The 3,238-nt window shown below is 64.5% G+C and carries 6 protein-coding genes; all 6 read left to right on the top strand.

Features of this window, described 5'->3' with window-relative positions; all coding sequences use genetic code 11:
• A partial coding sequence (locus tag Q0326_RS11715) for a helix-turn-helix domain-containing protein (protein WP_298690502.1) occupies nt 1-378 on the top strand: 378 nt, incomplete at its 5' end.
• 218 nt (nt 379-596) lie between these two features.
• The gene (locus Q0326_RS11710) at nt 597-782 is read left to right on the top strand and encodes a hypothetical protein (RefSeq protein WP_298690499.1); all 186 of its coding nucleotides are present in this window, start codon (nt 597-599) and stop codon (nt 780-782) included.
• Complete coding sequence (locus Q0326_RS11705) at nt 779-1,075, top strand: hypothetical protein (protein WP_298690496.1); 297 nt, start codon at nt 779-781, stop codon at nt 1,073-1,075. Before Q0326_RS11710 ends, Q0326_RS11705 begins: the two co-directional genes overlap by 4 nt.
• The gene (locus tag Q0326_RS11700) at nt 1,072-1,290 is read left to right on the top strand and encodes a hypothetical protein (protein WP_298690493.1); all 219 of its coding nucleotides are present in this window, start codon (nt 1,072-1,074) and stop codon (nt 1,288-1,290) included. Before Q0326_RS11705 ends, Q0326_RS11700 begins: the two co-directional genes overlap by 4 nt.
• Nucleotides 1,287-1,619: a hypothetical protein gene (locus Q0326_RS11695; RefSeq protein WP_298690490.1), complete on the top strand. Its 333-nt coding sequence runs from the start codon at nt 1,287-1,289 to the stop codon at nt 1,617-1,619. Before Q0326_RS11700 ends, Q0326_RS11695 begins: the two co-directional genes overlap by 4 nt.
• Nucleotides 1,616-3,163 (top strand): hypothetical protein, encoded by a 1,548-nt coding sequence (locus tag Q0326_RS11690; RefSeq protein ID WP_298690487.1) that lies wholly within the window; start codon nt 1,616-1,618, stop codon nt 3,161-3,163. Before Q0326_RS11695 ends, Q0326_RS11690 begins: the two co-directional genes overlap by 4 nt.
• Nucleotides 3,164-3,238 lie beyond the last annotated feature (75 nt).

Here is a 3,238-nt window from a genome sequence, read left to right as displayed (position 1 = left end):
TCTCGGTGGAAATTTATGCCTTCTCCGGGTCAGCTCTCAGTGCAAATCAACACGCACATGTCCGATCGCAATCCTAGCACCGATGCGTGCCAGCTGAACACCACCGAATTCGACCAGAACAATGTCGAAAAATGTCGACCCGCCGTAATCGAGCGCTTCCTTAACCCCGAACATACCGCCGCAACCAAGCCCAAGCGGCGCGCGGAGGTTATGATGGAACGGCTCAGCTACAGCGTGAAGGAAACCGCCGCATCGCTCGGCGTCCATGAAAACACCGTCTGGAATTACATCCGCCGCGGAGATCTCGAGAGCGTTCGCGTAGGCGGCCGCAGGCTTATTCGGGTGGATAGCGTCCGCAAGCTGGTCGGCGCGGCGTGATCCGGCATGGCTTCTGCCTCCGCGGTCGCGCTTCGACCCAATAACGAAGCAACCCGCCCAGCCCGTGCAGGGGCCGAGCGGGCTACCACGAATTATGTCCCGTCAGACGATAGCCTGGATAATCTTTTCGAGCGCCGTTCGCAATACTTGGTCTCGTCGCTTGGCATGGCGCCGCAGCGCGCCAGCGTCGTCGCTTCGATGGCCTGGGAGGTGCTGCAATGAGCGCGCCCACCATCATCGTCGCGCGCGCCGGCGCCAAGACCGCCGTCCGAGTCGTGCCGCCCGGTCACATCGATCGCGACCGCGCCTTCGGATCCTATAGTCTGGCGCGCGCCTATGCCGAGGAACTTTGCGACAAGCTCGGCGATGCGTCGATCGACGATCACGCGCGAGGCGGACAATGACCGTCCTGCCATTCCCTGGCGTCGACCTGGCGACGATCGGCGAAGTGCTGAGCCCGCGCGGCAAGGTGCTGCACATTCAACAGCACGGCCGCCGGTTTTATCTGCGGGTCTGGCCGGCGGGCTGGGTCTACACCAGCTTTTCGACTGCAGCGCAGGCACGCAGCCATGCGGGCGATCTGTGCCAGTCCTATCCGCTGATATATTCGCGCGTGGTCGACGAGACCCGGTCGACTAAGCGATCGCTTGGCGAGGTTATGGCCGGCAGCCCGTGGGACGGAGGGCATGCGGCATGAAGCCGATCGCCACCATCCTTAAGGGCAAAGACCAGATGCTGCGGGTCAGTGCCGGCATCATCGACGGTAAGCAGATCATAGATATGGCGCTGCTGCCGATGGACGGCTCGGCGGCAAACCCCCGAAAGGGGATCGCCATCGAACTAAAGACGCTCGGCCCGTTGGTCGCGGCGCTCGAGATCGCGGCGAGCGCGTTGATTGAGGGCGAGATATGAGCGCGCCCGACGAGATCATGCCGCGCTACCTCGCGCGCTACGGACCTGTGCTCGACGGCCTCAAGCCGGGCTGCTCGGACGAGGAGCGCCGTCGGCGGTGCGGCATCCTGTACCTGCGTGACCGGGCCATCGCTGGTCGCAATCGTTCATCGTGGGAGGCCTCGATCGTGCTCGGCGCGCTCGAGAGCCTGAGCTGCGTTCACGCCACCACATCCATGTCGACCGACAAGCTCGACGTCTTTCACCGCGCGATGGTCGGGCTGATGGCAATTGCCACCATGCTCGAGACCGGCGGGCCGCAGGCGGAAGCCGTGGAGCCGCAAATATGACGATTGCACCGCTGCGACCGGTTCAAGCATCGCCGCCGCGCCCCATGATCCAAGTCCGCGAGGGCGATCTGCACAACATCGCCACTGACGGCGAACGAGCGCTGATCACGGCCGAAGCGCCGTTCTACGTCCGAGGCGGCATCGTTCGCCCGGTCATAGACGAGATGCCCGCCGCGCACGGCATGCGGACCAAGGTCGCGCGGCTTTGCCCGGTCGACGGCGACGCGATGATCGATCATCTGTCGCGTGCCGCGGACTGGACGAAATGGAACGCCCGCAAAAAGGAGCTCGTGCCGACCGATCCGCCGCATAAGGTGGCGGCGACGATCCTGGCGCGCGACGGCGAATGGCGTTTTCGCAGGCTTGCGGGCGTCATCACTACACCGACCCTTCGCCCCGACGGCACCATCTTGTCGGCCGCGGGCTATGATCCCGATACGCAATTGCTGTTGATGGACCCGCCGAAGCTGCCGGCCATCCCCGACCAGCCTACGCGTGATCAGGCGCTTTCCGCGCTTGCCTTCCTTGATGCGCTACTCGGCGACTTCCCCTTTGTTGACGCCGCCAGCCGCTCCGTTGCGCTATCTGGCCTGATCACGCCCGTTGTCCGCGGCGCCATGCCTGTCGTGCCACTGCATGCGACCGATGCGCCTGTCGCTGGATCCGGCAAGAGCTACCTGACCGACTTGTTCTCGGCGATCAGCACCGGCGAGCGCGCACCTGTCATAGCCGCCGGCCGGACGGAAGAAGAGACCGAAAAGCGTCTCGGCGCGGCCTTGCTCAACGGGCAGGCGATCGTCTCGATCGACAACGTCAACGGCCAACTCGGCGGCGATGCCCTGTGCCAGATGATCGAGCGCCCGGTCGTCTCGGTGCGCCCGCTCGGCGTGTCGAAGCTGGTCAAGATCGAGAGTCGAGCGACATGCTTCGCGACCGGCAACAACATCCAGCTCATCGGCGACATGACCCGTCGCGTGGTCGTCTGCTCACTGGATCCCAACGTCGAGCGGCCTGAGTTGCGCACCTTCGTCGCCAACCCGTTCCAGACGGTGCTCGCGAAGCGAGGCACCTATGTCGCCGCCGTGCTGACCGTTGTCCGCGCTTATGTGGTCGCCGGCTATCCAGGCGTCCTGCCGTCGCTGGCTTCGTTCGAGGATTGGAGCCGATTGGTCCGCTCAGCGCTCGTCTGGCTCGACCGGGCGGACCCGTGCGACACGATGGACAAGGCCCGCGCGGACGACCCAATTGTCGGCGTGCTCAGCAGCGTCTTGCGGGCGTGGCATGAGGCGGTCGGATCTGCGTCGCAGACGACGGGCGAGATCATCGCCGAGGCCGAACTGCGCAACGTGGCAAGCCAGCAATTCGTCAATCCGTCGCTCAATGATGCGCTGCTCGAGGCCGCCGAGGTTCGCGGGATGATCAACTCGAAGTCGCTCGGCCGCTATCTGGCCCGCCATAAGGGGCGCGTCGTCGAAGGCTTAAAGATCGTGGGAACCGAGGACACGCATGCGGGACAGGCCCGCTGGAAGGTGGCGCGAGTATGACACAGAAAGCCGGTTGCGGGATTAGGGAAGCTCTGCGTAGGTGGGATTTTGGGTGGTGAGCGGCGGCAGTCACGT

This window comes from uncultured Sphingomonas sp. (genome assembly GCF_937859915.1).
In the GTDB taxonomy this organism is placed as follows: Bacteria; Pseudomonadota; Alphaproteobacteria; order Sphingomonadales; family Sphingomonadaceae; genus Solisphingomonas.
This window is presented reverse-complemented; position numbering and strand designations above follow the sequence as displayed.